Here is a 25,622-nt window from a genome sequence, read left to right on the forward strand (position 1 = left end):
GGCTGGCAGTTGGCGGTGTCCCGGCGGACAGCTGCACCTGCTCGACCGGGCGAGGTGAGATGTTGACGAGCTGCGTTACCGAGTCTGCCGTTACACGCTGGATAGGCTGGCCGACAGGGCTGGCGGGGTGCTGGCCATCGACGAGACCGGCTTCGCGAAGGGGAGGGCGGGTGTCTGTCGGTGGCATCCGACAGTTCCCGGGCAACCTCGGTGGTGGGTCCCCTGCCAGAGGCTGCCGGAGGGCATCTGACTGACGAGGTCTTCGGCCGTGATCGTGGATTCCACGCCTTGGCGGAGTGCCGTCATCTACTCTGCGAGTCAAAAGCATCCCCGGTCTCGCGTAGCCAGGGGCCGCCCCGTTGCGGCCTACCGGCTCACGAGGCGCGTACGCGAAATGCGGCCGTCCCCGGATCGCGGGGGCGGCCGCATTCGTGTCTCCAGCGAGGCCATGGCGGGCCGTCGAGGCCGTGGCGGGAATCGAACCCACGTAACTCGCTTTGCAGGCGAGCCCCTAAACCACTCGGGCACACGGCCGTGTCTTTCGCTGTTATTGACCGTAAGCGGACGGTGCTCGTAGCTCAAGACCCTCGCGCGGGCCGCAATGCGACTGCCATATTCCGTTCATGGTCCGGGGGCCTTCACCGTCGGGAAGGTCCGGGCCGGTCACGGGCGTACGACCAAGGGACCAGTGCCGTTCCGCCTCGCGACAGGGTTCAACCGGGTGTTTGTTCCTTACGCTGGGCCCATGGCCACCCTGGAACCAGGCGACGCGGACGTCGCTGCCGCCGACGCGTTCGACAAGTCGGATGCGTCAACCGGCGCACCCCTGCCCGCCGAGGACGCCGGCCGGGGCGGCGTGCTGGGTCCCGAGCATCGGGCTCTCAGCATCGGCATCGTCTCCGTCGTCCTGCTCATCGCCTTCGAGGCGATGGCCGTCGGTACCGCCATGCCGGTGGCCGCGCGGGAGTTGGACGGGATCGCGCTGTACGCGTTCGCCTTCTCGTCGTACTTCACCACCAGCCTGTTCGCCATGGTGCTCGCCGGTCAGTGGGCCGACCGCAGCGGGCCGCTCGCGCCGCTCGCCACCGGGATCAGCGCCTTCGGCGCCGGGCTGCTGCTCGCCGGTACCGCCGGCACGATGTGGCTGTTCATCCTCGGCCGCGCCGTCCAGGGGCTCGGCGGCGGGTTGGTCATCGTCGCGCTGTACGTCGTCGTCAGCCGCGCCTATTCGGAGAAGCTGCGGCCCGCCATCATGGCCGCGTTCGCCGCGAGCTGGGTGGTCCCCTCCGTGGTCGGACCGCTCGCCGCCGGTACCGTCACCGAACATCTGGGCTGGCGCTGGGTCTTCATCGGCATCCCCGTCCTCGTGGTCCCGCCGCTGGCGCTCGCGCTGCCCGCGATCCGGCGGATGGCGTCCGGCCCGGCCGATCCCTCGGCGGCTCCCGCCGCCTTCGACCGGCGCAGGATCCGGCTCGCCCTCGGGATCTCGGTGGGTGCGGGGCTGCTCCAGTACGCCGGCCAGGACCTGCGCCCGCTCTCGCTCCTCCCGGCCGTGGCGGGCGCCGTCCTGCTCGTACCGGCCGTCCTCGGGCTGCTGCCCGGCGGCACCTGGCGGGCGGCCCGCGGGCTGCCGTCCGTGGTGCTGCTGCGCGGGGTCGCCGCCGGGTCCTTCGTCGCGGCCGAGAGTTTCGTCCCGCTGATGCTGGTCACCGAGCGCGGGCTGTCGCCCACCATGGCCGGACTCTCGCTCGCGGTCGGCGGCGCGACCTGGGCGCTCGGCTCGTACGTACAGTCCCGTCCGTGCGCCGAGCCGTACCGCGAGCGGCTGATGGCGGGCGGGATGGTGCTGGTCGCCCTGGCCATCGCGACCGTACCGAGTGTGCTGATCGCGTCCGTACCGGTATGGATCGTCGGCATCGCGTGGGGCGTCGGCTGCCTCGGCATGGGCGCGGTGATCGCCTCGACGAGCGTGCTGCTGCTCAAGCTCTCGGCTCCGCGGGAGGCGGGCGCGAACTCGGCCGCGCTCCAGATCTCCGACGGGCTCTCGAACGTACTGCTCCTGGCGGCGGGCGGCGCCGCGTTCGCGGCCCTGGGCGGTGGCGCGATGAGCGGCCACGCGGCCGCGGCCGCGACGGGGGCGGCGGGCGCCGCCACGGGCTCGCATCCGGCCGCCTTCGCGGCGGTGTTCCTGCCGATGGCGGTGGTGGCGCTGGTGGGGGTGTGGGTGGCGACGCGGGTACGGGTACCGGGGCGAGGAGAAGGGCTGTAGCACCGCCTGGTATCGCGCGGAACCAATGGTGCATGGCCGGTCCGCATCTGAGGTTCGCCGAGGAAGGGTTGGACGCACTGCGCGAGCCGCGCCGAAGCGGAAGGCCGCAGCATGCAGTCGTTCGCCCACGAGGCGGTCATCACCGCCGTCAACGAGCGCGCGCCTGTTCAACGAGGCCGCGGACCATGTGCTGAAGGCGAGCGAGGAGCTCAACCGGAGGCTCGCCTGATGCAGTTGCCCGACACTTCCCGAGCTGCTCGCCCTCGCCAAGCGTCTCGGTATCGACGAGGTGCGCGGCGTCTCGGTATCGACGAGGTGCGCGCCGCTTTTCACGCGGTGACACAGCAGTCATGCGGCGGTCACGCCGCGGTGGCGTATCCGCGAGTGTGGCCCCCGTCGCACCTTCCCGCCCAGGGGCCCCTTCGTAGGAAGAGGCCCTCCCGTCACCGGTAGGGTGGCCCGGTTGTCGTACGCATCCCCGCCCGTGCCCCGCCCATAGCCTCGTCCGTAGCCCCGTCAGCCCGAGCGTCCGAACCGGAGACCGTGACTACTACAGCCTCCTCCTCCCACCATCTCTCGCCCGCCTTCCCCGGCCGCGCCCCCTGGGGCACCGCCAACAAGCTGCGCGCCTGGCAGGAGAGTGCCCTCGGCCGCTATCTCGAGGAGCAGCCCCGTGACTTCCTCGCCGTTGCGACCCCCGGCGCCGGAAAGACGACCTTCGCGCTGACGCTCGCCTCCTGGCTGCTGCACCACCATGTCGTCCAGCAGGTGACGGTCGTCGCGCCGACCGAGCACCTCAAGAAGCAGTGGGCGGAGGCCGCCGCGCGGATCGGCATCAAGCTCGACCCGGACTACAGCGCGGGGCCGGTGAGCAAGGAGTACCACGGTGTCGCCGTCACCTACGCCGGTGTCGGCGTGCGGCCCATGCTGCACCGCAACCGCTGCGAGCAGCGCAAGACGCTGGTCATCCTGGACGAGATCCACCACGCGGGCGACTCCAAGTCCTGGGGCGAGGCATGCCTGGAGGCGTTCGAACCCGCCACCCGGCGGCTCGCGCTGACGGGTACGCCTTTCCGGTCCGACACCAACCCGATCCCCTTCGTGGCGTACGAGGAAGGCAACGACGGCATCCGCCGCTCGGCCGCCGACTACACCTACGGATACGGGAACGCCCTCGGCGACGGCGTCGTCCGGCCCGTCATCTTCCTCAGCTACAGCGGCAACATGCGCTGGCGCACCAAGGCGGGGGACGAGATCGCCGCCCGGCTCGGCGAGCCCATGACCAAGGACGCCGTCTCGCAGGCCTGGCGCACCGCGCTCGACCCGCGCGGCGACTGGATGCCGAACGTGCTGCGCGCCGCCGACCAGCGGCTCACCGAGGTACGCAAGGGCATCCCGGACGCCGGCGGTCTGGTGATCGCGAGCGACCAGGACTCGGCGCGCGCGTACGCCAAGATCATCCGCGAGATCACCGGTACGAAGGCGACCGTCGTCCTGTCCGACGACGGTGGCGCGTCGAAGCGGATCGACGACTTCACCGACAGCCAGGACCGCTGGATGGTCGCGGTCCGCATGGTGTCGGAAGGCGTCGACGTGCCGCGCCTCGCCGTCGGCGTGTACGCGACGACCATCTCGACCCCGCTGTTCTTCGCGCAGGCCGTGGGCCGTTTCGTACGTTCCCGGCGCCGTGGCGAGACCGCCTCCGTCTTCCTGCCCACCATCCCCGGCCTGCTCGGCTTCGCCAACGAGATGGAGGTCGAGCGCGACCACGTACTCGACAAGCCGAAGAAGGACGGCGACGAGGACCCGTACGCCGAGTCCGAGAAGGAGATGGCCGAGGCCGAGAAGGAACAGGACGAGGACACCGGGGAGCAGGAATCGCTGCCCTTCGAGGCCCTGGAGTCCGACGCCGTCTTCGACCGGGTGCTGTACGACGGCGCCGAGTTCGGCATGCAGGCGCACCCGGGCAGCGAGGAGGAGCGGGACTACCTCGGCATCCCCGGCCTGCTGGAGCCCGACCAGGTGCAGTTGCTGCTCCAGAAGCGGCAGGCCCGGCAGATCGCGCACAGCCGCAAGAAGCCGGACGAGGAGGCGGACCTGCTGGAGTTGCCGGCCGAGCGGCGTCCGGTGGTCTCCCACAAGGAACTGCTGGAGTTGCGCAAGCAGCTCAACACGATGGTCGGCGCGTACGTCCACCAGAGCGGCAAGCCGCACGGGGTGATCCACACGGAGCTGCGCCGGGTGTGCGGCGGGCCGCCGAGCGCCGAGGCCACGGCCGGGCAGATACGGGAACGGATCGCGAAGGTGCAGGAGTGGGCGACCCGGATGCGGTGAAGCCGGCGTCGTAAGCCGGTGGGTGACGCTCGGCCGCTGTCCTCCCGTTGCCCGTTCCTCCCGTTGGCCCGAGCCCCGAGCCCCGAGCCACGCGCCCCTCGTCTCCGCGTCCCCTCCTACCCGGACGCAGGGAAACCGCTTGCGATGAAGCCGTAGAGATATGAGCAAGGCGCCGTGGCGATTCTCGCACGTGGTGGCCCTCGTGGGTCGTCGGCAGCGGCTGTCACCGCCCCCGGCAGCCGCTCCGCATGCCGTATTGATCCCTAATTGATCATCCGAAGTCGGCGTTCTGTCGTACTTTGATTACGAATTTACGGCGAAGGGAGATCAACTCTCCCTGTCTGACCGGATTCTGGACGAGGACTTCCGCTGAGCGGTGTCCCTGGTTACTGTCCCCGCACGAAACGCAAACACTCCGCGGCAGCGCCGCCGTGGAACCGGCCGGTGTGCCATGGCCCGCCGACGGCCTCTCCGTGTGCAACCGATGGGACCCGTGCCGCGGGTTTCGTGAGAGTGCCGTCGCCACTCACTCCGAAGGAGAGGGCGTCGTGACCGCGGAGACCTCCCAGACGCTCGACAGGGGACTACGTGTCCTCAAACTGCTCGCCGACACCGATCACGGTCTGACCGTCACGGAACTGTCCAACAAACTCGGTGTCAACAGAACCGTCGTCTACCGACTGCTCGCCACCCTCGAACAGCACGCCCTGGTCCGCCGCGACCTGGGCGGCCGCGCCAGGGTCGGCCTCGGTGTGCTGCGCCTGGGCCGTCAGGTGCATCCGCTGGTACGGGAAGCGGCCCTGCCCGCCCTGCGTTCGCTCGCCGAGGACATAGGAGCCACCGCGCACCTGACACTCGTCGACGGAGCGGAGGCCCTGGCCGTCGCCGTCGTCGAGCCGACCTGGACCGATTACCACGTCGCCTACCGGGCCGGATTCCGCCATCCACTCGACCGGGGCGCCGCGGGCCGGGCCATCCTCGCCGCCCGCCAGACCGTTCTCACCGAGCCGCGCTGCACCCTCACCCACGGTGAGCTGGAGGCCGGCGCCAGCGGTGCGGCCGCCGCGCTGGTCGGGGTGACCGGCATAGAGGGCAGTGTGGGTGTGGTGATGCTCGCGGACTGCGTACCGGAACGGGTGGGGCCGCGCGTCGTGGACGCGGCCCGGGAAGTGGCGGACGCGCTGCGCTGAGCAGACGCCTGACACCTCACTGCCGCACCTCCGCCACACGTTCGCGGTACTTTCACAGGTCGGTGCCCGCCGTCGGTGCGGGGGGCGGAGCCCCGGACCGGGCATTCCGTCCGGAAGATAGATTGACACCCGTGTTCTCTCGCCTCTCGCGCCCCAGCGTCCTCGCCCTCTGTGCCGTCCCGATCGTCGTGCTGTTCGTCGTCGTCGGTGCCGCGCCGCTGCCGTACGCCGTGGCGCAGCCCGGGTCGACCGTGAACGTGCTCGGTGACCACCAGGACCGGCCGGTCATCACCGTGAAGAAGGCCCCCACCCGGGCGGCCGAGGGCCAGCTCCGGATGACGACGATCGTGGCGACCGGCCCGGCCACCGATGTCGACTTCGGCGATGTGGCCGAGAGCTGGTTCCGTACGGACCGGGCGGTGCTGCCGCGCGAGGCGGTCTATCCGTCGGGCGACTCCGACAAGGAGATCGAGAAGCGCAACGTCCACGACATGGTCGAGTCGCAGAATTCCGCGACCCAGGCGGCCCTCGGCTACCTGGACAGGGATCCGAAGTCGGTCGACGTGACCCTCCGGCTCGCCGATATCGGAGGGCCCAGCGCCGGGCTGCTCTTCGCCCTCGGCATTGTCGACAAGCTCGACGGCGACGGCTCGGGCGGCGATCTGACCGGCGGCCGCACGATCGCGGGTACGGGCACGATCACCGGCGACGGCAAGGTCGGTCCGGTCGGCGGGGTCTCCCTCAAGACGCAGGCGGCGGGACGCGACGGGGCGACCGTCTTCCTCGTACCGCAGGCGGAGTGCGCGGACGCGAAGTCCGAGCTTCCCGACGGGATGCGGCTCGTTCCCGTCACCACGCTCAAGGGTGCGGTGTCCTCGCTCCGGGCGCTGGAAAAGGGTGGCAAGGTCCCCAGCTGCTGACGGCGGCTGTACGGAACGGCGGCCGGCGTCCCCCCCCGATCCGTCCCGTACGTTCATCCCTCTCTGATGAACCCCTCCTTGATCAGCCAGTCCTTCGCCACGAGGTGCGGATCCTCACCCGCCACATCCACCTTCCCGTTCAACTCCCGTGCCACCGACGTGTTCAGCCGCTTCGACAGCGGGTCCAGCAGCTTCGCGATGACCGGATACTTCTTGTACGTCGGCGTGTGCAGCGCGGGGGCCGCGTCGTAGATGGGGAAGAAGTGCCGGTCGTCCGCGAGGGTCTCCAGGTGCAGCGCCTTGATCCGGCCGTCGGTCGTGAACACCTCGCCAAGCAGGCACGAACCGCCCTTCGACACCTGCGTGTAGATGATCCCGGCGTCCATCTTCTTGATGTTGGCGGCGGGCAGGTGCATGCCGTACGCCTTCTGCATGCCGGGCAGGCCGTCGTCGCGCGAGGCGAACTCGTTCTCCACGCAGATCGTCACCGCCGACGGATTCCGCTTCGCCAGGGCGGCCACGTCCGAGAGTGTCCTGAGCCGGTATTTCCTGTTGTTGGCGCGGTTGATCCCAAGGGCGTAGGTGTTGTTGAGGGTGGACTTGGGCAGCCAGGTCACCCCGTTGCGACGGTCGGCGTCCCGTACCGCCGCCCACTGCTTCTCTCCGTTGATGATCGGCTTCTGGTGACCCAGATAGGTGATCCAGGCCGTCCCGGTGTACTCGTACATCGCGTCCGCGTCGCCGTTGATGATCGCCTCGCGCGCGCTGATCGAGCCGGGCAGGTTCGTACGGTCCAGCACCTCGGCGCCCGCCGCCTTGAAGATCAGGCCGATCATCTCGCCGAGGATGATGTTCTCGCTGAAGTTCTTCGAAGTGACCGTCAGCGACGCGCCCTTCAGCGGCTGTCCCACGCCCAGCCGGCCGGGCACCACATCGTCCACCATCGGGGAGCCGCTCTTCAGTCCGCATCCGGCGAGGCCCGCGCAGGCCAGCAGCAGGGCCGCCGCCCCGCCCAGAACTGTCCGTCGATACGGTCCCGTGCCTCCGTACGGTCCCGTGCCTCGGTACGGTCCCGTGCCGCGCGCCCCGGACCGCATCAGCCCTCCAACCCGCGCGGAGTCAGGAACAGTTCGACCAGCGAGGCCAGCCAGTCCACCACCAGGGCCAGGCATACGGTCAGTACCGAGCCGATGATCAGGACCGGCATCCGCTGTGTCTGGATGCCCGAGGTGATCAGGTCACCGAGTCCGCCGCCCCCGCCGAAGGTCGCGAGCGTCGCCGTACCGACATTCAGCACCAGGGCCGTCCGTACCCCGGCCAGGATCAGCGGTACGGCCAGCGGCAGTTCGACCTTCGACAGCGTTCCCGCCGCCGACATGCCGATGCCCCGGGAGGCCTCCACCAGCTCCGGGTCGATGGCCCGCAGCCCGGCCACCGTATTGGAGAGCACCGGCAGTACGGCGTAGATCACCATGCCCGTGATCGCCGTCGAGGGGCCGATGCCCAGCCAGATCACGAGCAGCGCCAGCAGTCCGATCGCGGGCGTCGCCTGCCCGATGTTGGCCAGCATGGTGAACGGCGGCGCGGCCCTGCTCAGCCGCCGCCGGGTCAGCGCGACGCCCAGGGGGAGCGCGATGATCAGTACCCAGAAGGTGGAGATCGCGGTGAGCTGGATGTGCTGCCACAGGCGCAGCTGCACGTTGCCGCCCGACAGGGAGTTCCGGGCGATCACGTCCAGCTGGATGTTGGTGATCCACAGGTACGTCGCCAGCAGGATGAGGGCGACGACGGTCGGCAGGGTGACCAGCTTCTGCCAGGTGATCCGGCGCTTCGGCGCGGCGGGCGGCGGCGCGGGCTCCTCCTCCTCGTCCCGGAAGGCCAGGCCCTTGACGTCGTGCTCGCCCGGCGGCCGCTCGCCCGGTGAACCCTCGTGGCGCGCCGGGGAGTTCATAGGTCCGCACCGCCGCCCTCCAGAGGCCGGCGCTCCGGGTGCTCGACTCGCTCGGCTCGCTCGATGCGCTCGACGCGGTCCACGTGCTCGGCGTGCTCGGCGTGCTCGGCCGAACGGTGGTCCGCCTGTTCGTGCTGGTGCTCGAAGGCGGTGAGCCGGTCGGCCTCCAGCATCTCGTGCACGGAGTTCATCAGGGTCTCCATGTCGACCACCCCGATGTACTCACCACGCCGCCCGGTCACCGCGACCCGCCCACCGCTGTCGGTGAGGACCGCCTCCAGCGCGTCGCGCAGCGTCGCGTCCCTGGTCACCGTGTCGTGCACCAGCTGGCCCGCCCGCGCCAGCGAGCCCTTCGCGCGCATCAGATCGCCACGCCGCAGCCACTTGTACGGGCGGTTCCTGCGGTCCAGCAGCAGCAGTTCGTTGTGCGGTCCCGCGCGCAGCTTGTTGAAGATCGACTGGAGGGGGTCGTCCACGGTCACGGTCGGGAACTCGGCCATCTCGACCTCCCGTACACGCGTCAGATTGAGCCGCTTCAGGGCCGCGCCCGCGCCCACGAAACCCGAGACGAAGTCGTCGGCCGGATTGGTGAGGATCGCCTCCGGGGTGTCGAACTGCGCGATGTGCGACTGCTCCCGCAGGACCGCGATCCGGTCGCCGAGCTTGATCGCCTCGTCGAAGTCATGGGTGACGAACACGATCGTCTTGTGCAACTCGTACTGGAGCCGGATCAGTTCGTCCTGGAGATGGTCGCGGGTGATCGGGTCGACCGCGCCGAACGGCTCGTCCATCAGCAGCACCGGCGGATCGGCGGCGAGCGCCCGTGCCACCCCGACCCGCTGCTGCTGGCCGCCCGAGAGCTGGCGCGGATAGCGGCCGTGGAACTCGCGCGGGTCGAGCCCGACCAGATCGAGCATCTCCTCGACCCGGTCCTTCACCCTCGACCTGGACCAGCCGACCATCTTCGGGACGAGCGCGATGTTCTCGGCGACGGTCATGTGCGGGAAGAGGCCGGAGGACTGGATCGCGTATCCGACCTTGCGGCGCAGCTTCACGGGATCGATGCCGGTGACATCCTCGTCGCCGATCCTGATCCGCCCGGAGGTCGGTTCGATCAGCCGGTTGATCATCTTGAGGGTCGTCGACTTGCCGCAGCCGGACGGCCCCACCAGGATCACCGTCTCGCCGGGCTTGATCTCCAGGAAGATGTTGTCCACGGCGGGTTGCGGATTGCCGGGATACCGCTTGGTGAGGCCCTCCAGCTCGATACCGGCCCCGGAGGCGGTCCCGGAGGCGGAGCCGGCCCTGCCGCCGGAAGCCGCGAAGGAGCGCGTGCCGGACAAGTCCGTGCCGGAGGAGTCCGCTCCGGACGCGTCGGCCGCGGACGGGACCGGTTCAGGCACGGATCCCCCTCGGAATGGTCAGCCTGCCGAGCAGGACGTACGCCGCGTCGAAGAGCAGGGCGAGGATGACGATGCCGATCGTGCCCGCGAGCACCTGATTGAGCGCGTTGGCACTGCCCAGAGAGGCGATCCCGCGGAAGATCTCGTTGCCGAGGCCCGGCCCGGAGGCGTACGCGGCGATCGCGGCGATCCCCATCAGCATCTGGGTGGAGACCCTGATCCCGGTGAGGATCGGCGGCCAGGCGAGCGGCAGTTCCACCCGCAGCATCCGGGCCGCCCGCGACATCCCGATGCCTGTCGCGGCGTCCACGAGCGCCGGGTCCACCCCGCGCAGTCCGACGACGGAGTTACGGACGATGGGGAGCAGCCCGTACAGCGTCAGCGTGATCACCGTGGGCGCCACACCCAGCCCGACCAGCGGGATCAGCAGGCCGATCGCGGCCAGCGAGGGGATCGTGAGCAGGGAGGCCGTGGAGAGGATCGCCAGATTCCCCGCCCACGGGCTGCGATAGGTGAGGACGCCGATGAGGATGCCCAGCGCGGTGGCGATCACCATGCACTGGAAGACCGCGCTGACGTGCTGGAGCGCGTCGGTGAGCAACTGCTGGTGCTGGTCGGACAGATAGGTCAAGAAGCTCACGCGTGCTCCCCTCGTACGTACCCGTGTCCGTGTCCGTGCAGATGTCCGTGTCCCGTCGGTCCCGTCAGTCCCGGCCGGAGTCCGCGGCGGCCTGTTCCACCAGCGGGATGATCCGCAGCGGTACGGGGTTCTCCATGACGATCGCCGTGGAGGCCCGGACAATGCCATCAAATCCGACAACCAGGTCGATCACCCGCTGGAGATCGGCGTTGGAGCGGGCGACGAGACGGCAGAGCATGTCGCCCTGACCGGTGGTGGTGTGCAGTTCGAGCATCTCGGGGACGGTGGTCAAATGGGCCCGTACGTCCGCGCCTTGCCCCTGCTTGATCTCCAGCGTGGCGAAGGCGGTGACCGGATAGCCCAGGGCGGCCGGATCGACGGCCGGCCCGAATCCCCGGATGACTCCATTCGACTGAAGCCGGTCGAGCCGTGCCTGGACGGTGCCGCGCGCCACCCCGAGCCGGCGCGACGCCTCCAGCACTCCGATCCGGGGTTCCCGTGCCAGCAGCACGATGAGCCTGCCGTCGAGTCCGTCGATACCGTCCGTGCTCATGTCTCGTCCCCTCATCCGGTTCTCCGTCGCGTCGTTCAGTCGGGCCGTCCCGTCGTCCAGCCGGGCCGTTCCATGGTCATGCTGTGCAGATCGCCCCGCCATTCTCGCGTTGTGCTGTACAGAATGACCAGTGAAAACGCGAACTGTTGCGCACCTTGTGGAACGGGGAGAGGGTGAGCCCATGGCTGACACCTCGATGCACTCCGAGCGCTCCGAGCACACCGACATCTCGACGAACATCGACACCGCGCGCGTCGACACCGCCCCCCACACCGCGCGCGATGCCGACCCCTTCCCGGTGAAGGGCATGGACGCCGTCGTCTTCGCGGTCGGCAATGCCAAGCAGGCCGCGCACTACTACTCCACGGCCTTCGGAATGAGGCTCGTCGCCTACTCCGGGCCGGAGAACGGCAGCCGTGAGACGGCGAGTTACGTCCTCACCAACGGCTCGGCCCGCTTCGTGTTCACGTCCGTCGTCAAGCCGTCCTCCGAGTGGGGCGGATTCCTCGCCGAGCATGTCGCCGCGCACGGGGACGGCGTGGTCGACCTCGCGATCGAGGTCCCGGACGCGCGCGCCGCGTACGCCTACGCCACCGAGCACGGCGCCCGCGGTATCCAGGAGCCGTACGAGATCAAGGACGCGTACGGGACCGTCGTCCTGGCCGCCATCGCCACGTACGGCGAGACCCGCCACACCCTGGTCGACCGCTCCGGTTACGACGGCCCGTACCTGCCGGGCTACGAGGCGGCCGACCCGATGGTGGAGCCCGCCGCCAAGCGCACCTTCCAGGCCATCGACCACTGCGTGGGCAATGTCGAACTCGGCCGGATGAACGAATGGGTCGGCTTCTACAACAAGGTCATGGGCTTCACCAACATGAAGGAGTTCGTGGGCGACGACATCGCCACCGAGTACTCCGCGCTCATGTCGAAGGTCGTCGCCGACGGCACGCTCAAGGTGAAGTTCCCGATCAACGAGCCCGCGGCCGGCAAGAAGAAGTCGCAGATCGACGAGTATCTGGAGTTCTACGGCGGGGCCGGTGTCCAGCACATCGCGCTCGCCACGAACGACATCGTCGCCTCGGTACGGGCGATGCGGGCCGCGGGCGTGCGGTTCCTGGACACCCCCGACTCGTACTACGACACCCTCGGCGCGTGGGCGGGGGAGACGCGGGTGCCGGTCGACACCCTGCGCGAGCTGAAGATCCTGGTGGACCGGGACGAGGACGGGTATCTGCTGCAGATCTTCACGAAGCCGGTCCAGGACCGGCCCACGGTCTTCTTCGAGATGATCGAACGGCACGGCTCGATGGGCTTCGGCAAGGGGAACTTCAAGGCGCTGTTCGAGGCGATCGAGCGGGAGCAGGAGAAGCGCGGGAACCTCTGACGCACGCTGTCCGGAGGGGCGTGGTGCGGCCCGCATCACGCCCCGGCTCACCGTCTTCCGTTCCCCCTACAGCGTCTCTCCTACAGCGCCGGCGCGGAAGCCGGCGTACGCCTCTGCGCGGTTCCGGTGGCGGGAGGCTCCGCACCCCCCGGCTCCGCACCCTCCGGCTCCGTACCCCCCGGCTCCGTACCCCCCGGCTCCGCACCCCCCGGCTCCGTGTCCTCGTACATGTCCCTCGGGCCGCCCTCCTCCGGTTCGCCCAGCTCCTCCAGCGCCGCCCGCGCCTTCGGTGCCAGCAGCGGTGAGAAGTGCGGATTGGTCCGCAGCGCCTCCTCGATGTGGCGGCGGGCCGGGCCGTTCATCGCCAGCGACCGCTCGATCTCCCCGCGGTGGTACGAGAACAGCGCGCTCCGCAGCCCCTGGTCCGTCGCCTTCTTCGCGTACGTCAGCGCCTCCTTGCCGTGGCCCGCCCGGAACAGTGCCCACCCCAGCGCGTCCGCCACCTCCATGCTCCGGCGCCCGTGCTTCCACTCCGCCCTCAGCCGCACGACCGCCGCCCGCGGGTTCCCGTGGTCGGCCTCGAAGCGGGCCAGGACCAGCGCCTCGTTCACGCCGTCCCGCCGCGCTTTCGTGGTCTGCGCGGCCAGGACCGCGTACTGCGTACGGGCGTCTCCGTCCAGGCCGGCCGAGTCGTACAGTTCGCCCAGCTCCAGGGCGTATTCGGGCCGGGGCAGCTTCTCCAGCGCCGTCTGGTAGTCGTGGTACGCCTCGTCCGTCCGGCTCAGGGCGGCGAGCGCCCGCGCCCGGCCGGCCAGTGTCCCGGGCCGGCCGTGCTCCGCGATCAGCGCCGCGTCGTAGTGCTTCAGGGCCTCGGCCGGTTCGCCGCGTTCCCAGGCCAGTTCGCCCAGGGTGTGCAGCGCCTCCGCCTTCTCCGCGGGCGTTTTGGCGAGGGCCACCGCCTCGTCCGCCTTCGCCGCCGCGTCCTCCCGCCGGCCGAGGTCGCGGAGGACCGCGGTGGAGCGGGTCAGCACCGGGACGCCGGAGTGCAGTTTCGTCAGCCGGTCCAGGGCCCGGCCCGCCGCCCGGTAGTCGCCGAGCCCGTTGTACGCGTCGATCAGCACCGGATACGTGGCCCACCGCGCGGGATCCTGCTTCCGCAGCGCCTCGCCCCATTTCCGGGCGGTGGCGAAGTCGTGCCGGGCGTTGGCGAGCGAGGCGAGGCCGGTCAGCGCCTCCGCGTTCCCGTGTGCGGCGGCAGGCCCGCCGGGCTTGGCGTCCACGCCGGACTTCGCGTGCGCTCCCGCCTCTCCCCGCCCTCCGGCCCCGGCGGACCGTACGGCCAGCGCCCGTCGCAACGCCCGGTCGGCCTTCGGGTAGTCCGCCGAATCCGCCAGCCTGACCCCGCGTTGTACGTACGCCTGCCCGAGCAGTGCCCACGCGCCCCCGTCCTCGGGGTGCTCGCGCACCCAGGCCTCCCGGTTGTTGATGAGCGCGGTCAGGTCCGTGAGCGCGGCCCGTACCCCGGTGCCCGTCGCGGCCATCGCGCGGGCCTCGGGGCCCGGCGCGGGCGCCGGGATCTCGTCGGGGACGAACAGCAGCACGCCCCCGACCAGTACCGCACCGACCCCGGCGGCCAGCGCCGCCCTCTTGACCTGCCCGACCTGTCCGACCTGCTCCGTCTTCATGGGGTTCATGGAGGTTACTGTGCGTCAATATGATGAGTACACCGCGTCGTACCACCCGGGATCGCAGACGGGTTCACACCGATGGCCCCGGATGCGACTCTGGGATCATGGATGATCTCCTCGCACAGCTGCGGGCCGGGCTCCCCACCGAAGCCCTGATCACCGATCCGGACATCACAGCCTCCTACGCCCATGACATGGCCGGCTTCTGCGAGGCGGGCATGCCCGCCGTGGTCGTCCTGCCCCGCTCGGTCGAACAGGTCCAGCACGTCATGCGCACCGCGACCGCGCTGCGTGTTCCCGTCGTCCCGCAGGGCGCCCGTACGGGACTGTCGGGCGCCGCGAACGCCTCGGACGGGTGCATCGTGCTCTCCCTGACGAAAATGGACCGGATCCTGGAGATCAGCGCCGTCGACCGGATCGCCGTCGTCGAACCGGGCGTCATCAACGCCACCCTCTCCCGGGCCGTCGGCGAACAGGGCCTCTGCTACCCGCCGGACCCCTCCAGCTGGGAGACGTGCACGATCGGCGGGAACATCGGCACGGCCTCCGGCGGGCTGTGCTGCGTCAAGTACGGCGTCACCGCGGAGTACGTCCTCGGCCTCGACGTCGTCCTCGCCGACGGCCGCCTCCTCACCACCGGCCGCCGTACCGCCAAGGGCGTCGCCGGATACGACCTGACCCGGCTGTTCGTCGGCTCGGAGGGCAGCCTCGGCATCGTCGTCAAGGCGGTCCTCGCACTCAAGCCGCGGCCGCCCCAACAGCTCGTCCTGGCCGCCGAGTTCGGCTCCGCGGCCGCCGCGTGCGACGCCGTCTGCCGCATCATGGAGCGCGGCCACACCCCGTCCCTCCTCGAAATCATGGACCGTACGACCGTCCGCGCCGTCAACGCGATGGCCAACATGGGCCTCCCCGAAACCACCGAGGCGTTGCTGCTGGCGGCCTTCGACACCCCGGACCCCGCCGCCGACCTGGCCGCCGTCGGCGCACTGTGCACCGCCTCCGGCGCCACCGAAGTGGTCCCCGCCGACGACGCCGCCGAGTCGGAACTGCTGCTCAAGGCACGCCGGTTGGCGCTCCCCGCGCTGGAGACCGTCCGGTCGGCCACGATGATCGACGACGTGTGCGTACCGCGCTCACAGCTCGGCGCGATGATCGACGGCACGGCGGCCATCGCCGCGAAGTACGACCTGACCATCGGTGTCTGCGCCCATGCGGGCGACGGCAACACCCATCCCGTCGTCTGCTTCGACCAGGCCGACCCGGACGAGTCCCGGCGGGCCAGGCAGTCCTTCGACGCGATCATGGCGCTCGGCCTCGAACTGGGCGGCACCATCACCGGCGAACATGGTGTGGGCGTCCTGAAGAAGGACTGGCTGTCGCGTGAACTGGGGCCGGTGGGGCTGGAGTTGCAGCGCGATATCAAGCGGACATTCGACCCGCTGGGGCTGCTCAACCCCGGAAAGCTCTTCTGAGGGCTCTTCCGGCGAGAGGTCTTCCGGGGGCGGGGCCCGGCGTCTCGTGCCAAGGGCCCGGCGTCTCGCACCACCGGCCCGGCGTCTGGTGCCACGGGCCCTACGCCTCGCCGTCCATGGACTCGTCCGACGGCCAGGGGTCCCGTAGCCACAGGTCGTCGGCCGGGGTCGGGGCCAGCAGCCGGGCCAGCCCGTCGTCGAGGCCGAGCCGCTCCGCCTCCGTACCCGGCGGCACGATTCTCAGCGTCCGCTCGACCCACGCGTACACCGCCTCGGAGCCCACCTCCAGCAGCGCGTCGCCGTCGGGGGAGGAGAGCGCGAAACACAGCACGCTGCGCCGGTCGACCTTGGTCGGCCAGATCCGTACGTCCCCGTGCCCGCACGGCCTGAACACCCCTTCCACCAGCAGCTCACGGGCGAAGGTCCAGTGCACCGGAGTGTCGGACCCGATGTGGAAGACGATGTGCACCGCGTACGGATCGTCCGTGCGATAGGTCAGGCGGGCGGGGACGGGGATGCTGCGCTCGGGCGACAGCACCAGATTCAGTTCCAGCTCGCGTTCCACCACGGTGTGCATGAACGGCACTTCCTCTCCTGCTTCGGCGGGGCCCGGCGAAGGGGCCGTACCTGGAGAGAGGCCGTGCCCTCTGATTCATGACGCGACTTTCGGCGACGACTTTCAGGGAACTCCGGCGAGGGGAGAGGGGCGGGAGAGGGCCGCGAGAGATACGAGAGAGATAAGAGGGCGCGGAGGGCGCCGGCAGCGCGCGGGAGATGTGGAAAGTTGGTGCTCATTGCTGCGCGGATCGGTCACACGCGGCGCGCACTCGTCACCCCGCGCGGCCGGTCATCACGTGCCACGGGCAAACCCGTCCGCGCCGAAACCGGATCGCCTGCCAGCCTGATGGGGGAAATCACGTCGCGCTGGTTGACTTTTGTCGGGATCGACCGCTTCCTTGTGCGTACCGGCGTCTCCTTTGTGCGTACTGGCGTCGGGCCGTCCGTACGCCCTGGCGAACGGAGTTCACCCCACGGCCTTACGCTTCGCTTCGACATCTTCGATCTGCTGCTCGAATGCGGTCCCTTCTGCTGGTCTCCCTCTTCGGTGCCCCGCGTTCTTCGTTACTGTCTTCCTTGGACAAGCGGAGGTACGCGCCCGGCGCTGCGGGACGTGCGACGCACAGCCCGTGGACATGTCCGGCACCGGAGCCCGGCCGCGCTTTTCTCGGCCGCTCGGCCGGAGGTCGATCGGCGCTGGCGGCCCGGACAGGTCAAACGTGGTGTGAATGAACGGAGTTGGGGTCAGTGGCTACTCCTCCTGGTGACGGCGGGAACGTACCCCGGGAAGGGTTCTACCCAGACCCGTCCATCCCCGGATATGTCCGGTACTGGAACGGTGCCTCCTGGGTGCCCGGCACGAGCCGGCCCGCGCCCCAGGGCGGCGAGGCGATGCCGGGCACCTCGGCGACCGCGCCGCCCGCCGTCGACGAGACCGGGCCGGTCTTCCTCGACGACGAGCGGTCCGACGGGTCGGGGCAGGAGCCCGCTTCGGCATGGCAGGCCGACGCCTCGCGGCAGACCGGCTTCGGCGGCGAGCGCGACGCCCGGGTCTCCTGGGGAGCGCCCGGCCAGGATCCCCGGGTCCCCGGCGACGATCCCCGTGGCCCCGGCCAGGACCCGCGCATCCCCGGCCAGGCGGCGGCGACCGCCCACGCGCCGGACGAGACGCGGCCTGCCTCCGACCCGACCGGCGGTGCCCTGCCGGGCGTACGCGCGCTGGGCCCCGGCGCGGACGACGGCCGGCCGCCCACCGACGGCACGGTCGCGATCCGTGCCACGCGCCCCGGCGGCAGGTCCGGCGGCAGGCGGGGCGCCGGACCGGGATCCCGCCCGGATTCCGGCGCCGGGTCCGGCGCCGACCGCACGGACGCGGGCCGGGAAGCCGCGGCAGGTACGCCCGGACTGCCGGCCCCGCGCGAGGGCGGACAGCCGCCCGCCGACAGCACCATGACCATGCGTGCCCTGCGCGCCGCACGCCGCGCGAAGGACGAGGAGGCCGAGTCCGGCCGGACCGGTCAGGCCGAGGGCACGATGGCGATCCGCGCGCTGAACCCGGGCGGATCCGGTGCGGGCACGGCGTCCGGGCAGCCCAAGCCGCTGCTCCCCTCCCGCTCCCAGCCGCATCAGCAGCCGGGTCCGTCCCAGCTGCCTGCGTCCCCGCAGCCCCCGCAACTCCCGTCCCCGCAGGCCCAGCAGCCCGCGGCTCCGTCCCGGACGCAGCCGTCGTCCGGCCACGGCGGCGCGGCCGGTCCGGCCTCGCCCATCAGCTCCGGCGTCGGCGGCGGCTCCGCTTCCTGGCCCCAGCAGGCCCACCAGCTCACCCGGCCCGACGGGACCGATCAGCCCGTCGTGCCCTGGAAACCCCCGGTCAGCGACCCGTTCCTGCAAGCCGCGCAGGCTCAGGCGGCGGCCAGGCCCGCGGCCCTCGGCAAGCGGTTCGCGGCCCGGCTGATCGACACCCTCGTCCTCGGCGTCGTCGTCGGCGCCCTCGCCGTCCCGCTCTTCGCCAGGGCCCGCACCCACATCGACCAGAAGATCGAGGCGGCCCGGCAGACCGGCGAGACCGTCACCGTCTGGCTGCTCGACGCCACGACCGCCGCCTGCCTCGGCGGGGTCCTCGTCACCCTGCTGGTCGTCGGGCTGCTGTACGAGGCGCTGCCGACCGCCAAATGGGGGCGCACGCTGGGCAAGAAGCTGTGCGGTCTCGAAGTGCGGGACATCGAGACCCACGAGGCCCCGGCCTTCGGGGCCGCGCTGCGCCGCTGGCTGGTCTACAGCGTGCTCGGGGTACTCGTCGTGGGCGTCCTGAACGTGGTGTGGTGCCTGTTCGACCGGCCGTGGCGGCAGTGCTGGCACGACAAGGTGGCCCATACCTTCGTGGCGGGCTGACGAGGCGGGGCGAGACCGCCGGACAGGACCACCTGAAAGGACCACCTGTCGGGACCGCCTGTCAGGACCACCGGACAGGGCCGCCGAACGGGGTCGCCGCAGGCCGTTCCCCCGAACGGCGGGTAAGCCGTTGCGGGCCCCTGTCCGGCGCGGTGCACTGCCCCCATGAGCAACGATCAGCCGCCCGGCCCGCCACCCGATGACGACCCGTTTCTCAAGAGGCCGCAGGGGGCGCCGCCGTCGGGCGGCCCGTCCCACGAGCCACCGCGTGAACCCCCCGGCGAACCACCGCGTGAACCGCCCCACGAACCACCGCCCGGTCCGCCACCCGGCTCCCCGTACGGCTCTCCCTACGGCGGCGACCACCCGCCGCCCTCCGCGCCGCCCTATGACCCGAACGCCTACGGCGGCGGTCCGTACGGCGGGGATCCGCTCGCCGGTATGCCGCCGCTCGCACCGTTCGGCAAGCGGTTCGCGGCCCGTGTCATCGACGCCCTGATCATCTTCATCCCGCTGGCGATCATCTCGGTGTTCGCCGGCGGCGGCTGGGGCGACGGCTCGAACGGCGGCGGCTGGAACGACTTCTCCAGCGAGGTGAACACCGGCAGACAGTGGTTCTGGTCGCTCATCTCATGTGTCGCGTACGTCGGCTACGACACCCTGATGAACAGGAAGTACGGGCAGACCCTCGGCAAGCGCTGGCTGAGGCTGCGGGTCGCGATGCTGAACGACGGCACCGTGCCGGACACCGGCTCCTCGCTGCTGCGGGCGCTCGTGCTCTGGCTGCCCGCGCTGATCTGCTGCTTCTGTGTCTGGTGGCTCGTCATCATCGTGACGATCCTGGCCAGCAGGCCGTATCGGCAGGGCCTGCACGACAAGGCGGCCAGGACGGTCGTGGTGACGGCGGATGAGGAGGAGCGACAGGAAGGCCTGTAGACCCGACAGCAGACGGGGTCTTCCGACCTTCTGACAGCTCAGCGCCGAAGTGAGTGCTGGCGGGCCCCGGCCTCGCCGCCCGTACGCACGCGCTGGCCCGGCATCCGGACCTCCGGGGCCTCCCCGGGCGCGGCTGTCCGGCGGGAACCGGCCACGCCCACCGTCCGGGACCTGCCCGGCGTGGTCACGGTCAGGGCGACCAGAAGTCCGAGCCCCAGCGCGGCGATCGCGATCACCGCGACCCCGATTCCGGTGGTCGTGCCGGAGAGCAACAGCATGACGAGGGTGGAACAGACGACGGTGGCGGAGCCGTAGGCGAGCTGGGCGGCAGTCGGACGCGGCATGGCGGTATCCGTCCCTCGGGGCGTCGATCCGGGCATAGACATGGAGGCGGAGATATGGGGGATGTTGCGCCGATCTCGCACGTAGTTCGCAAGTCGGTCGCACTCTCAAGCGACTCTACGACGGTGGATGCCCGAGTGGAGCGACACGTAAGCATGGGCCGGCCCATGGTGCCGTCGCACGGGGGGCGCATGGAGTCATCACGCCTGCCAACAGGTGGATTCGGTGCGCCTGTTGTCCGATTCTCGCCACGTTCGGATAACGGAGTCGGACTGTCGCATAATGCAGTCGGCCAGTTCAAGTCAAGGGCTGGCTTTTCTCACTTAACTCCGGTCGAATGACGTCACTTATGTCGCGCATACGCGCGCGGATCCCTCACTCCCGTTCCGCGGACCGTGTGCGCCGGGGAGGAAACGCATCAAGTGATCAGAAACCAACGGGTGAGACGAACGTCCGCGGTGATCGTGGCCCTGGCCGCGACGGCGGCGACCGCTTCAGCCTTCACCACGGCGCAGGCTCAGGACAACCCCTCGTCCGCTCCCGCGGGTGTCGAGCGCCGTGATCCGGCGCCGCAGAAGGGTGATGTCGATCACGACCTCGAAGGCCCGTTCAGCAAGCAGCAGTCGCAGCAGCGCGAGGCGGCGCTCCAGCAGGTGATATCCGGTGATGCCCGGATGGAGAAGCGCGGCGGCTCCCAGGTCGTCAAGCTCGGCAACAAGAAGTACGTCGAGCTGGGCCGGGAGAAGACCGACAAGATCTTCACCATCCTCGTGGAGTTCGGCGACGAGGTCGACAACACCACGATGTACGACCCGGACGGTCCCGAGGGCCCGCTGGAGCCGGTCAAGAAGTACGGCGGCGAGCGCGGCCCGCTGCACAACGAGATAGCCGAGCCCGACCGTACGGTGGACAACTCCACCGCCTGGCAGGCCGATTACAACCAGGCCCACTTCCAGGACCTCTACTTCGGTGAGGGCAAGGACAAGACGGGCAAGCAGAAGGAATCGCTGAAGACCTACTACGAGAAGACGTCCTCCGGGCGCTACTCGGTCGACGGCGAGGTCTCCGACTGGGTCAAGGTCAAGTACAACGAGGCCCGTTACGGCTCGAACTACTGCGGCGACACCAACTGCGCCAACGTCTGGGACGCGGTCCGCGACGGCGTCACCGCCTGGACCGCCGGCCAGAAGGCCCAGGGCAGGACGGACGCCCAGATCAAGGCGGACCTCGCCCAGTACGACGAGTGGGACCGCTACGACTTCGACAACGACGGCGACTTCAACGAGCCCGACGGCTACATCGACCACTTCCAGCTCGTCCACGCGGGCGAGGACGAGTCGGCCGGCGGCGGCGCCGAGGGCGAGAACGCCCTGTGGGCGCACCGCTGGTACGCGTACGGCACGAACGCGGGCAGCACGGGCCCGGCCGACAACAAGGCCGGCGGCACCCAGATCGGCGACACCGGCATCTGGGTCGGCGACTACACCATGCAGCCGGAGAACGGCGGACTCGGCGTCTTCGCCCATGAGTACGGCCACGACCTGGGCCTGCCCGACCACTACGACACCGCGGGCGGCGAGAACTCCACCGGTTTCTGGACGTTGATGTCGTCCGGTTCCTGGCTGGGCACCGGCAAGAACGAGATCGGCGACCTGCCCGGCGACATGACCGCCTGGGACAAGCTCCAGCTCGGCTGGCTCAACTACGCCAAGGGCAAGGCCGCGACCAGCTCCACGCACAAGCTGGGCGTCTCGGCGTACAACACCAAGAACCCGCAGGCGCTGGTAGTCGAGCTGCCCAAGAAGTCCACGACCACCTCGGTGGTGAAGCCCACCGAGGGCTCGCACCAGTGGTGGAGCGGTATGGGTGACGACCTCAAGAACACCCTCGCCCGCCCGGTCGACCTGACCGGCAGGTCCAAGGCCTCCCTGGAGCTCCAGGGCTGGTGGGACATCGAGGCCAACTACGACTACCTGTACGCCGAGGTCTCGACGGACGGCGGCGCCAACTACACGCCGCTCGACGGTACGGCGGACGGCAAGGCGATCCCCCGTGACGCCGCCGACAAGCCGGCGCTGACCGATGTGTCGGGCGCGTACAAGAAGCTCGTCTACTCGCTGGACGCCTACGCCGGCCAGAAGATCGACCTCCGCTTCCGCTACCAGACGGACGGCGGCGCGGGCGGCAAGGGCTTCACCGCGGACGAGATCAGTGTGAACGCCGACGGCTCGCCGCTGTTCACGGACAACGCCGAGGCCGACGACGCGGGTTGGACCAGCAAGGGCTTCTCGCGCATCGGCGAGTCCTTCACCAAGGACTACGAGCAGTACTACATCGCGGAGAACCGCCAGTACGTCTCGTACGACAAGACCCTGAAGACCGGCCCGTACAACTTCGGCTTCAAGGCGCCCAACGACGCCAAGGTCGAGCACTACGCCTACCAGCCCGGTCTGCTGATCTGGCAGTGGGACACCTCGCAGCTGAACAACAACACCAGCCAGCACCCGGGCCAGGGTCTGGTCCTGCCGATCGACTCGCACGCCAAGCCGCTGAAGTGGGCGGACGGCACGCTGATGCGCAACAGGGTGCAGGCGTACGACTCGGCGTTCAGCTGGAGGCCGACGTCCGGTCTGTCGCTGCACAAGGCGGACGCGCTGACGCGGATCTCGCCGCAGCTCGGGTCCCCGGTCTTCGACGACCGCAAGGGCACGTACTGGAGCCAGGACAACCCGACCGCGAGCGTCAAGGTCACTGACACCAACACCAAGATCAGCATCGTCAATCAGCCGCTGGACGGCAGCACGATGACGGTCAAGGTGGGACCCTCCAGCAAGTAACCGTAAGTAACCCCAGGTCAAGAGCATGATCGGCCGTCGCCCTCTAGCGGGCGGCGGCCGTTCGTGTTTAGGTGCGTCCTACGAACTCTTATTGACACGACGTCTTACGGGGGAGAGGGAAGACATGGCCGGCGGAGGTTTCAGCAAGCTCCCCGGCGGCACCGTGGTGGTGGCACTGACCCTGCCCAGCCCGGCCGCCGAGGGCGATTCGGTACGTGTCCTGGTCCACGCCGTGAACCGGGCCCGCGCCCTGACCAGGCTGCGGAATCTCGGACTGCGGGCGGTCTATCTGCGCGGCAACGCGGAGCCGCCGACCCTGGACGAGATCACCGCGGTCCTGCACCACCCGGAGGGCCTGCTGTGGCGGGCGACCCCGGAGTGCCTGGAGCAGCTCTGGCAGCCGATACGGGCGTTGATGCGGCCCGCGGCGAGGGTGAGCCCGATGGGGTACGAGAAAGCCGGACCCACGGGGTACTGACGGGCTTTCCCGGGCCTCGCCGTGCGCGTGGCCGGTTCCGGGCTGCTTCCCGGGCTTCCGGGCTTACTGGACCACCGGCTTCCCGGTCAGCTCCACCCCTGCCGTGCGCAACTCCTCCAGCGCCCGCTCGGTGGTCCCCGCGGCCACCCCTGCCGTCAGGTCGAGCAGCACCTGCGCGACAAAGCCCTCGCGGGCCGCGTCCAGCGCCGTCGCCCGTACACAGTGGTCCGTCGCGATGCCGACCACGTCGACCTCGGTGACCTCGCGCGCCCGCAGCCAGTCCGCGAGCCCGACGCCGTTCTCGTCGGCGCCCTCGAAGCCGCTGTACGCCGCCGCGTACGCGCCCTTGTCGAAGACCGCGTCGATCGCGCCGGAGGCGACGGCGGGGGCGAAATTGGGGTGGAAGCCCACGCCCTCCGTACCGGCGACACAGTGCACCGGCCAGGAGTGGACGTAGTCCGGGGCGGCCGGCGGGGCGGCGAAGTGGTCGCCCGGGTCGATGTGGTGGTCTCGGGTGGCGACCACATGCCGGTATCCGGCGGACGCCTGGCCGATCAGATCGGTGATGGCGGCGGCGACGTCGGCGCCCCCGGTCACCGCGAGGCTGCCGCCTTCACAGAAGTCGTTCTGGATGTCGACGACGATCAACGCGCGGTGCATGGCGGTGGTCCTTCGGTGGGGGACGGACGAGCGGGGGACGGGTGGGAGTGTGAGCCTAGACACTCCGGCCGCCGGGCGGGAGGGGCGGGAGACCTGCTCAGCCCATCGGCTCGCCTGCGCCCGGTCGACTCACACATGCCCGGTCGCCTCACGCGTACTCGGTCGCCTCAGACGTATTCCGTCGGAATCACCGGTTCGCCCCGCGACAGCTGGACCGCCGACATCGGCAGCCCCGCCCGCGCCGCGATGTGCCGGTCGCGTACCGCGTCCAGCGGCTCGCGCGCGACGACCTCGCCGCCCTTGACCAGCTCGACCAGCAGCTGCCGGTCCAGCAGCGACGACGGCACCGCGCCCGTGCCGAGCACCTCCGCCTCGGCGTACCCCTCGGCGTCCCGTCGCCGCGCCGCCCACTTGCGGCCGCCGACCGAGGTCTTCCCGCCCAGCGACTTCTTCGCGACCGGCTGGAGCGGGGCCTTCGGGTCCGCCGACTGGGCGCGGGCGACGATCTTGTAGACCATGGAGCAGGTGGGGTGCCCGCTGCCGGTGACCAGCTGGGTGCCGACCCCGTACGAGTCCACCGGCGCCGCCGCGAGCGAGGCGATCGCGTACTCGTCCAGGTCCGAGGTCACCACGATCTTGGTGTTCACCGCGCCGAGCTCGTCCAGCTGCTGCCGTACCCGGTGCGCGACCAGCAGCAGATCGCCGGAGTCGATGCGGACGGCCCCCAGCTCCGGGCCCGCGATCTCGACGGCGGTCCGCACGGCCTCGGCCACGTCGTACGTGTCGACCAGCAGCGTCGTCCCGCGCCCGAGCGAGTCGACCTGCGCCTGGAAGGCGTCGCGCTCGTTGTCGTGCAGCAGGGTGAAGGCGTGGGCGCTGGTGCCCACCGTCGGAATGCCGTAGCGGAATCCGGCGGCCAGGTCCGAGGTCGTGTCGAAGCCCCCGACGTACGCGGCGCGCGCGGCGGCGACCGCGGACAGCTCGTGCGTACGGCGCGCGCCCATCTCGATCAGCCGGCGCCCGCCCGCCGCCGCCGACATCCGGGAGGCCGCGGCGGCGATCGCCGAGTCGTGGTTGAGGATCGAGAGGATCACGGTCTCCAGGAGCACGCACTCCGCGAACGTGCCCTCCACGCGCAGGATCGGCGAGCCCGGGAAGTACACCTCGCCCTCCGGGTAGCCCCAGATGTCCCCCCGGAAGCGGTACGAGGCGAGCCATTCCAGCGTCGGCTCGTCGACGATCCCGTGCTCGCGCAGGAAGCCCAGCACATCCGCGTCGAACCGGAAGTTCTCCACGGCGTCCAGCACGCGCCCGGTGCCCGCCACGACCCCGTAGCGGCGCCCCTCGGGCAGTCGCCGGGTGAAGACCTCGAAGACGGAGCGGCGGTCGGCCGTACCGCCCTGGAGCGCCGCCCGGAGCATCGTCAGCTCGTACTGATCGGTGAAGAGCGCGGTCGACGGCACGTCCACCGGCAGCCCAAGGTCCGCAGTGTTCATACGACGATGCTACCCCCGAATACTCGTCACATTGACGATTTCTAGGAGGCCGTTTGTGCGACACGCCCTGCCGGGTGGCAGCATGGTCATGTGAGGCTGTGAATCCCGGGGCCGCGG

The 25,622-nt window shown here is 70.3% G+C and carries 20 protein-coding genes and 1 tRNA gene; 10 read left to right on the forward strand and 11 right to left on the reverse strand.

Annotated elements, in window-relative coordinates:
- Positions 1–462: 462 nt before the first annotated feature.
- A tRNA-Cys gene (locus tag ACIOJD_RS07075) sits at positions 463–534 on the reverse strand.
- 211 nt (positions 535–745) lie between these two features.
- On the opposite strand from ACIOJD_RS07075, the gene ACIOJD_RS07080 reads away from it, so the two are divergent.
- The 4 genes from ACIOJD_RS07080 to ACIOJD_RS07095 all read left to right on the forward strand — a co-directional run bounded on the left by ACIOJD_RS07080 (position 746) and on the right by ACIOJD_RS07095 (position 6,713).
- Entirely contained in the window at positions 746–2,269 is a 1,524-nt protein-coding gene (locus tag ACIOJD_RS07080; RefSeq protein WP_401909258.1) for an MFS transporter, read from the forward strand.
- A 543-nt stretch (positions 2,270–2,812) separates the two neighbouring features.
- Entirely contained in the window at positions 2,813–4,603 is a 1,791-nt protein-coding gene (locus ACIOJD_RS07085; RefSeq protein ID WP_401909260.1) for a DEAD/DEAH box helicase, read from the forward strand.
- Between the two features lie 548 nt (positions 4,604–5,151).
- A complete protein-coding gene (locus ACIOJD_RS07090; RefSeq protein ID WP_401885101.1) occupies positions 5,152–5,793 on the forward strand; it encodes an IclR family transcriptional regulator in 642 nt (213 codons plus the stop codon).
- 131 nt (positions 5,794–5,924) lie between these two features.
- Positions 5,925–6,713 (forward strand): S16 family serine protease, encoded by a 789-nt coding sequence (locus tag ACIOJD_RS07095; protein ID WP_401909262.1) that lies wholly within the window; start codon positions 5,925–5,927, stop codon positions 6,711–6,713.
- 53 nt (positions 6,714–6,766) lie between these two features.
- Here the strand turns inward: ACIOJD_RS07095 and ACIOJD_RS07100 are convergent, their stop codons facing one another.
- The 5 genes from ACIOJD_RS07100 to ACIOJD_RS07120 all read right to left on the reverse strand — a co-directional run bounded on the left by ACIOJD_RS07100 (position 6,767) and on the right by ACIOJD_RS07120 (position 11,260).
- On the reverse strand, positions 6,767–7,810 hold the full coding sequence (locus ACIOJD_RS07100; RefSeq protein ID WP_401909265.1) for a glycine betaine ABC transporter substrate-binding protein: 1,044 nt from the start codon (positions 7,808–7,810) through the stop codon (positions 6,767–6,769).
- Positions 7,810–8,664, reverse strand: a complete 855-nt coding sequence (locus ACIOJD_RS07105; protein ID WP_401909268.1) for an ABC transporter permease — start codon at positions 8,662–8,664, stop codon at positions 7,810–7,812. Before ACIOJD_RS07105 ends, ACIOJD_RS07100 begins: the two co-directional genes overlap by 1 nt.
- The gene (locus tag ACIOJD_RS07110) at positions 8,661–10,007 is read right to left on the reverse strand and encodes a betaine/proline/choline family ABC transporter ATP-binding protein (protein WP_401911590.1); all 1,347 of its coding nucleotides are present in this window, start codon (positions 10,005–10,007) and stop codon (positions 8,661–8,663) included. The genes ACIOJD_RS07105 and ACIOJD_RS07110 overlap by 4 nt, the downstream gene beginning before the upstream one ends.
- 52 nt (positions 10,008–10,059) lie before the next feature.
- The gene (locus ACIOJD_RS07115; RefSeq protein ID WP_401909271.1) at positions 10,060–10,707 is read right to left on the reverse strand and encodes an ABC transporter permease; all 648 of its coding nucleotides are present in this window, start codon (positions 10,705–10,707) and stop codon (positions 10,060–10,062) included.
- 64 nt (positions 10,708–10,771) lie between these two features.
- Positions 10,772–11,260 carry an Lrp/AsnC family transcriptional regulator gene (locus tag ACIOJD_RS07120; protein ID WP_401909274.1) on the reverse strand — a complete coding sequence of 163 codons (489 nt, stop codon included), beginning with the start codon at positions 11,258–11,260 and terminating at the stop codon, positions 10,772–10,774.
- Positions 11,261–11,567: 307 nt separating this feature from the next.
- On the opposite strand from ACIOJD_RS07120, the gene hppD reads away from it, so the two are divergent.
- Positions 11,568–12,647 (forward strand): 4-hydroxyphenylpyruvate dioxygenase, encoded by a 1,080-nt coding sequence (gene hppD, locus ACIOJD_RS07125; RefSeq protein WP_401911593.1) that lies wholly within the window; start codon positions 11,568–11,570, stop codon positions 12,645–12,647.
- An 80-nt stretch (positions 12,648–12,727) separates the two neighbouring features.
- Here hppD and ACIOJD_RS07130 read toward each other — a convergent pair whose 3' ends face one another.
- Positions 12,728–14,341: a tetratricopeptide repeat protein gene (locus ACIOJD_RS07130; RefSeq protein ID WP_401909276.1), complete on the reverse strand. Its 1,614-nt coding sequence runs from the start codon at positions 14,339–14,341 to the stop codon at positions 12,728–12,730.
- A 98-nt stretch (positions 14,342–14,439) separates the two neighbouring features.
- Here ACIOJD_RS07130 and ACIOJD_RS07135 point away from each other — a divergent pair, with 98 nt between their 5' ends.
- Positions 14,440–15,807 (forward strand): FAD-binding oxidoreductase, encoded by a 1,368-nt coding sequence (locus ACIOJD_RS07135; RefSeq protein WP_401909279.1) that lies wholly within the window; start codon positions 14,440–14,442, stop codon positions 15,805–15,807.
- 100 nt (positions 15,808–15,907) lie between these two features.
- Here the strand turns inward: ACIOJD_RS07135 and ACIOJD_RS07140 are convergent, their stop codons facing one another.
- Complete coding sequence (locus ACIOJD_RS07140) at positions 15,908–16,384, reverse strand: SsgA family sporulation/cell division regulator (protein WP_401911596.1); 477 nt, start codon at positions 16,382–16,384, stop codon at positions 15,908–15,910.
- A gap of 728 nt (positions 16,385–17,112) precedes the next feature.
- Here ACIOJD_RS07140 and ACIOJD_RS07145 point away from each other — a divergent pair.
- Entirely contained in the window at positions 17,113–18,756 is a 1,644-nt protein-coding gene (locus tag ACIOJD_RS07145) for an RDD family protein (RefSeq protein ID WP_401909281.1), read from the forward strand.
- A gap of 165 nt (positions 18,757–18,921) precedes the next feature.
- A complete protein-coding gene (locus ACIOJD_RS07150; RefSeq protein WP_401909284.1) occupies positions 18,922–19,692 on the forward strand; it encodes an RDD family protein in 771 nt (256 codons plus the stop codon).
- Between the two features lie 38 nt (positions 19,693–19,730).
- Here the strand turns inward: ACIOJD_RS07150 and ACIOJD_RS07155 are convergent, their stop codons facing one another.
- Positions 19,731–20,036 carry a hypothetical protein gene (locus tag ACIOJD_RS07155; protein ID WP_401909287.1) on the reverse strand — a complete coding sequence of 102 codons (306 nt, stop codon included), beginning with the start codon at positions 20,034–20,036 and terminating at the stop codon, positions 19,731–19,733.
- Between the two features lie 438 nt (positions 20,037–20,474).
- On the opposite strand from ACIOJD_RS07155, the gene ACIOJD_RS07160 reads away from it, so the two are divergent.
- Together ACIOJD_RS07160 and ACIOJD_RS07165 are read left to right on the forward strand one after the other, a co-directional pair.
- A complete protein-coding gene (locus ACIOJD_RS07160) occupies positions 20,475–22,871 on the forward strand; it encodes an immune inhibitor A domain-containing protein (RefSeq protein WP_401909289.1) in 2,397 nt (798 codons plus the stop codon).
- Positions 22,872–22,995: 124 nt separating this feature from the next.
- Complete coding sequence (locus tag ACIOJD_RS07165) at positions 22,996–23,349, forward strand: hypothetical protein (RefSeq protein ID WP_401909292.1); 354 nt, start codon at positions 22,996–22,998, stop codon at positions 23,347–23,349.
- 63 nt (positions 23,350–23,412) lie between these two features.
- Here the strand turns inward: ACIOJD_RS07165 and ACIOJD_RS07170 are convergent, their stop codons facing one another.
- The gene (locus ACIOJD_RS07170; RefSeq protein WP_401909294.1) at positions 23,413–24,009 is read right to left on the reverse strand and encodes a nicotinamidase; all 597 of its coding nucleotides are present in this window, start codon (positions 24,007–24,009) and stop codon (positions 23,413–23,415) included.
- Positions 24,010–24,176: 167 nt separating this feature from the next.
- Positions 24,177–25,505, reverse strand: coding sequence for a nicotinate phosphoribosyltransferase (locus ACIOJD_RS07175; RefSeq protein ID WP_401909297.1), 1,329 nt, complete (start codon positions 25,503–25,505; stop codon positions 24,177–24,179).
- Between the last annotated feature and the right edge of the window lie 117 nt (positions 25,506–25,622).

The organism is Streptomyces sp. NPDC088116, from assembly GCF_044741745.1.
Classification (GTDB): domain Bacteria; phylum Actinomycetota; class Actinomycetes; order Streptomycetales; family Streptomycetaceae; genus Streptomyces.